Annotated in this window: 1 protein-coding gene and 1 pseudogene; both read right to left on the bottom strand. The window is 68.9% G+C overall.

Features of this window, described 5'->3' with window-relative positions:
- A pseudogene (locus NB3_RS33625) lies at window positions 1-5432 on the bottom strand (amino acid adenylation domain-containing protein); the annotation flags it as partial.
- Window positions 5433-5630: 198 nt separating this feature from the next.
- On the bottom strand, window positions 5631-6513 hold an 883-nt coding region (locus NB3_RS33620), incomplete at its 5' end, for an AMP-binding protein (RefSeq protein ID WP_157112166.1).

Raw genomic sequence — 6513 nt, 5'->3', positions numbered from 1 at the left:
ACGTGTCGGGCGCTCCATCGACCTGGAAGAGCACGGCCCGCAACGGCACCTCGGCCGTCACGTCGAACGGCGTCGCCGCCAGGGCGTACACACTGCTCGCCACATCCTGCTCGGCCAGCACCCGCGGACCGAGGTCGACGGCGACCTGCGCGGCGGGCAACACCACCTGCACCGGACCGTCCGGCGTCTCCGGGTACACCGTGCGCAGCACCTCGTGCCGCGCCACCACATCGTGCAGCGCCGCACCGAGCGCGGCCACATCCAACGTACCGGTCAAGCGCAACGCGAACGGCAAGTTGTAAGCCGCCGAACCGATCTGCTCCGCGGCGTCGTCGGACTGGTCGAAACGGTTGAGGAACCACATCCGCCGCTGCGCCAACGACAACGGCAGTTGCTCGGGACGAGCGATACTTCCCAGCTCGACCCGGCGCTCACCGTGGGTATGCGACTCGAGCGCGGCCGCCAAACTCGCCACGGTCGGCGCCTCGAACAGTGTCCGGACGGCCACCCGCGCACCGACCGCCGCGCCGAGACGCGCCACCATCTGCGTGGCGACCAGCGAATTACCGCCGAGCGCGAAGAAATCGTCATCCGCGCCCACCCGGCCCAGTCCGAGCACCTCGCCGAACACACCCGCAACGATCTCCTCGATCGCGCTCGCGGGCGCACGGAATTGCTTGGTCTCGAAGGTGGGCTCCGGCAGCGCCTTACGGTCCAGTTTTCCGCTGGAGTTCAGCGGGAACGCATCCAGCGCCACGATCGCCGCCGGAACCATGTAGGCGGGCAGGGTTTCGCCGATCGCGGACCGCAGTGCCTGCGCGTCGATCCGGTCGCCCGGAGCCGGGACGACGTAGGCGACGAGCTGGTCGCCCAGCGACGAAGGCGACACGAGCGCGACCGCTTGGCTCACCGAAGGCTGCGCCAGCAGCGCCGTCTCGATCTCGCCCAGCTCGATCCGCTGGCCGCGGAACTTCACCTGGAAATCGGTCCGGCCGAGATAGTCGAGCACCGCGTCGTCGGCGTCCTTGCGCCACACGACGAGGTCGCCGGTGCGATACATCCGGTCGCCGTTGCCGAACGGATTGGCGACGAAACGATCGGCCGTCAGGTCGGGGCGCCGCACGTAGCCACGGGCCAGCTGATCACCGGCCAAATACAGCTCACCCGGCACACCTACCGGCACCGGCCGCAACCACGAGTCCAGGACGTAGACCTGAGTGTTCCACTGCGGCAGACCGATCGGCACCGACCGCTCGTCGGCCGACGCGGGCCAGTAGGTCACCGAGACCGCGGCCTCGGTCGGGCCGTAGAGGTTGTGCACGGCGGCGTCCGACACCGCCTGCATGGCGGCGACGGTCTCCGGTGGCAGCGCCTCGCCGATCACGAAGACGTGTTTCAGCGTCGGGCAGCTGCCCGGCGCGGTGTGCGCGGCGAAGACCGTCAGCATGGACGGCACGAAGTCCGTCACCGTAACGCCTTGCGCCGCGATGGTTTCCGCGACGTAGGCGGGGTCGCGATGTCCGTCCGGCGTGGCGACGACCAGCTTCGCCCCCGCGCGCAACGGCATGAAGTAGCCCCACAGCGAGACGTCGAACGTCGTCGCCGTCTTCTGCAAGTACACGTCGTCCGGGCTCAGCGGGTATTCCGCGAGCATCCACGCGATCTGGTTGTTGATCGCCGCATGGGACACCGCGACGCCCTTGGGGCGGCCGGTCGAACCCGACGTGAAGATCACATACGCCGGATGCTGCGGCAACACCCGACGCAGCAGCTCCTCCGGGCGCACCGGGCTGTCGTCGAAGCCGTCGAGATCCAAGGTGTCCACGGCGAGCGTCCGGACGTCGTCGGGCAGCGCCGCCGCGTCGGCACTGGTCGTCACCACGCAGAGGGGGCGAGCGGTGTCCAGGATGTGCGCGATGCGTTCGGCCGGATGATCCGGATCCAACGGCACATACGCCCCACCCGCCGCGACGACCGCATACATCCCCACCACGAGATCCAACGACCGACGAACCGCCAACCCCACCAACGACTCCGCACCCACACCCTGCGAAATCAACAACCGCGCAAGCCGATTCACCCGCGCATCGAACTCACGATAAGTCAGCTCCGCGCCCTCGTAAAGCGACGGCGATCCGCTCCGGATTCGCTTCCACGGCACGGCGGTACCCGTCCAGCAGCAACTCGGGGCGGACGGGGTAGCGAGTGTCGTTCCACTCGTGCAGGACGCGATCCCGCTCGACCACGCTGAGCAGGTCGATACCGCCGAGCGCGCGATCGGGGTCGGCCGCGACCGCGCGCAGCAACCGGTTCAGGCGCGCCGCGAACTCGGCGACCGAGCCCTCGTCGAACAGATCGGTGGCATAGGTGAACATGGCGGCCAAGCCCGCGTCCGGACCTTCCTGCGGCGTCACCGTCAGCTGCAGATCGAATTTCGCCACCGCGCCGTCGAGATCGACCGCGCCGACGGACAGGCCGGGCAGCTCGAGCTGCGCTTGTTCCATGTTCTGGAAGAACAGGGCCACCTGGAACAGCGGATGATGCGCCTGCGATCGCACCGGGTCGAGCACCTCGACCAGCCGCTCGAACGGCAACTCGGCATGCGAGAAGGCCGCGAGGTCGCGTTCCTTGGTCGCCGCGAGCAGTTCGGTGAACGAGGCGGCCGGATCCACCGCGGTCCGCAACACCAGCGTGTTGACGAACATGCCGACCAGATCGTCGAGTTCCGCCTCGCCGCGGCCCGCGACCGGCGTGCCGATGGTGATATCGGCGGAGCCGGACAACCGGGCAAGCAGCGCCGCGAACGCGGTGTGCACGACCATGAACAACGAGGCGCCGTGAGCGTGCGCGAGTTCGTCGAGCCGGGTGCGGGTGGACGCGTCGACGGTGAAGGTGAAGACGCCGCCGCGCCCGGAAGCCGTGGCGGGACGCGGCCGATCCGTGGGGAGGTCGAGCCGGTCCGGAATGCCCGCGAGAGCTTTACGCCAGAAGGCGATCTGCGTCGCGGCCACGGAACGGGGGTCGTTCTCCTCGCCGAGCAGCGCGTGCTGCCACAGGGTGTAGTCCGCGTACTGCACCGGCAGCGGTTCCCAGCCGGGCGCGGAGCCGTTGCTGCGCGCGACGTAGGCGGTCATCAGGTCGCGCACCAGCGGCGCGATCGACGTGCCGTCGGCCGCGATGTGATGCACCACCACAGCGAGGACGTAGTCGTCGGGACCGGTTCGCGCGAGCGAGAGCCGCAACGGCACCTCCTCCGCGACGTCGAAACCGGCGGCGGCGAAGGTATGCAGCCAATCCGGCAGCTGCGCGGCGGGCAGATCGTGCGGCGTCAGGTCCGGGGTCGCCTGCTCGGCGGGTAGCACGAGCTGATACCCCGTACCGTCCACCGCCGGATACACCGTCCGCAACGTCTCATGACGCCCCACCACATCAGCGACCGCCGCCTGCAACGCCGCCACATCCAACACACCCGACAACCGCACCGCGAACGGAATATTGTTCGCCGCCGAACCGGTATCGAACTGATTCAAAAACCACATCCGCCGCTGCGCCAACGACAACGGCACCCGCTCCGGACGCTCCACCGCCACCAACGCCGGACGCGCCGCGCCGGTGTCGAATTCGGCGAGCCGGGCCGCGAGCAGCGCGACCGTCGGCGCTTCGAACACCGTGCGCGCTGGCACCCGCGCGCCGACCGACGCCCCGAGCCGGGCCGCGACCTGCGTCGCGATCAGCGAGTTGCCGCCCAGCTCGAAGAAGTCGTCGTCCGCGCCGATCTCGCCGCCCGCGCTGAGCAGGTCGGCGAACACACCCGCCACCAACTGCTCCAGCGCTCCCGACGGGGCGCGGAATTCCTTGGTTTGCAACTGCGGAGCGGGCAGGGCACGACGATCCAACTTGCCCACCGGGGTGAGCGGGATCTCGTCCAGCACGGTGATCGACGTGGGCACCATATGCACCGGCAGGCTGCGTTCGGCGTGCGCGAGCAACTCGTCGGTGTCGATCGAGTGTCCGTTCGCCGCGTGCACGTAAGAAGCGAGAATCGTCGCGCCGCTGTCCAACTGGTGACCCACGGTGACCGCGAAATCCACCGTCTCGTGCGCCGCGAGCACCGCATCGATCTCACCCAGCTCGATCCGGAAACCCCGGATCTTCACCTGGAAATCATTGCGACCCAGATACTCCAACTCACCACCCGGCGTCCAACGCACCAGATCACCGGTGCGATAGAGCCGAGAATGGTTCGGGTCGAAGGGATTGGGGACGAATCGCACGGCGGTGAGGCCAGGGCGCGACTGGTAGCCGCGGGCCAACTGCGGTCCGCCGATGTACAACTCGCCGACCACGCCGATCGGGACGGGAACCAGGCGCTCGTCCAAGACGTATTCGGTGGTCGTCTGGATGGGCGCGCCGATCGTCACCGTCCGGCCCGGCACCAGCGGCGCGCTGATGTTGGTCATGATGGTGGTCTCGGTCGGGCCGTACCCGTTGTAGAACTCGCGCTCGCCGTCGGCGATCGGGCGCACCCAGCGCCGCACCAGTTCCGGCGGGCACGCCTCGCCACCGGCCACCACCACACGCAACTCGTCCAGCCCCGCCGGATCCACCGAGGCCAGCGCGGCCGGGGTGATGAAGGCGTGCGTGACGCCCTCCCTGCGCAGCAGCGCGGCCAGCTCGTCACCGCCGTAGACCGTCGGCGCGACCACGACCATGGTCGCCGCGCCGCCGAGCGCGAGCAGCAACTCCAGCACCGACGCGTCGAACGACGGCGACGCGAAATGCAACGTCCGCGACGCGCTCGTCACCCGGTACCGATCACGCTGCTCGGCGCAGAAACCCGCCAACCCCGACTGCGTGACCACCACACCCTTCGGCATGCCGGTCGAACCCGAGGTGTAGATGACGTAAGCCGGATGTTCGGCACGCAACTGGCGCAGCCGATCCGCGTAGGTGACCGGTTCGGTCGGGTAGTCCTCCAGCTGCCTGGCGCAGGTGTCGGAATCGATGACCAGCCATTCGATTTCGCTGGGCAGGTCCGCCACCACCTGCGTGACGGCGAGTCCGAGCACGGCGCCGGAGTCCTTCACCATGTGCTCGACCCGGTCGGCCGGATAGTTCGGATCCACCGGCACGAAACCCGCACCCGTCTTGGCCACCGCCCACACCGCGACCACCGACTCCACCGAACGCGGAATACCGACCGCGACCAGATCCTCCGGACCCACCCCACGATCGATCAGCAGACGCGCCAAACGCGTGGACCTGGCGTCGAGTTCCGCGTAGGTGAGGTGTCCGCGTGAGCTGACCGCGTCGGCGAACACGACCGCCGTACCGGTCGGATTCGCTTCGACGGCGGTTGACATCAGTTGCGGAAGGGTAGTGACTCTAGGTCGCCGGGTGCGCGTGGGCCGCACCCGCGCGGGCCGCGTCACGCGAGCCCCGCTTCGTCCCTGGTCCCCCATCCCTGAGCCGGCAGACTATTCCCCGACAAGCGAAACATGAAAACTCTGCACATCCTGCCTGTAAGAACACGTCCATGACACATTTCCAGCGGACACCCTGATACTCCAAACCAACCGGCTGTGTGCATGGTCACACAACCGGAGGCTTGTGTCCGACCGCGAATCGCCTCACTCGCTACCGAGCAGCTCGGTGAGTTCGACGATAGCGGCCACCTCGGTCCAGGGGCCCGCGGGCACGGCGCCGACACCATTGTCCAGCACCACAGCGTGCAAATCCTCCAACGCCGTCGGGTCGAGGGTGTCCAGCCCGGTCCGATCGGTCACGAGGTGAGTTACCCATTCGTCGGCCAGCGACTCCGTCAGCGCTCCGTCCACGTCGACCAGCACCACCGACGCGCCAACCGATCCGGCCGCGACGACCTCGATCAGCGCGGCAGGCGACTGCGGGCTGCCGTGCTGGAAGGTGCGCGATTCGAAGGTCAGTTCGGTGCGGGACCGCAACCGTCCGGCGGCCGCGGCCAGGTCGTCGTAGCTGAGGACCTGCTCTCCGGCGAACGCCGGGTCGCTGCCGCGCAGCGCGCGGATGCGGTGCGCGTAGGTGACCGGTCGCGGTGATTCGGCGGCGATTTCGGCGATCACAGCGGGGTCGTCGAGCGCGAGCCAGTCGACCGTGGCGGTCGGGTGCGCACCGCCCACCGTCAGGCCGGTCTTGACCTCGAGTCCGTGCGGGAGCAGGGCGTCGAGTGCGTCGGCCGGGACCACGGCGGCGCCAGACTTCAGCACGGCCCAGGTGGCGACGACCGCCTCCACGCCGCGATCCAACCGCACCGCGACGCCCGCGCCCGGACCGCAACCACGCGCGATCAACACCCGCGCCAACCGCGACGAGCGGGCGTCGAGTTCCTGATAGGACAAGGCGCTCTCACCGGAGACCACGGCGGGGCCATCCGGGTCGTCTTCGACCGCAGCCGCCAGTGCCTGGGTCAACGCCGTACCGGCGGTGGCCGTTGGCGCTTCGACGCTCACCGGCTCCGCCGCGACCGCCATCCGC

Origin of the sequence: Nocardia beijingensis NBRC 16342 (genome assembly GCF_001612785.1) — a bacterium.
GTDB classification, from domain to species: Bacteria; Actinomycetota; Actinomycetes; order Mycobacteriales; family Mycobacteriaceae; genus Nocardia; species Nocardia beijingensis.
The sequence above is the reverse complement of the archived record's forward strand: the minus strand, read 5'-3'. Positions and strand labels throughout refer to the sequence as shown.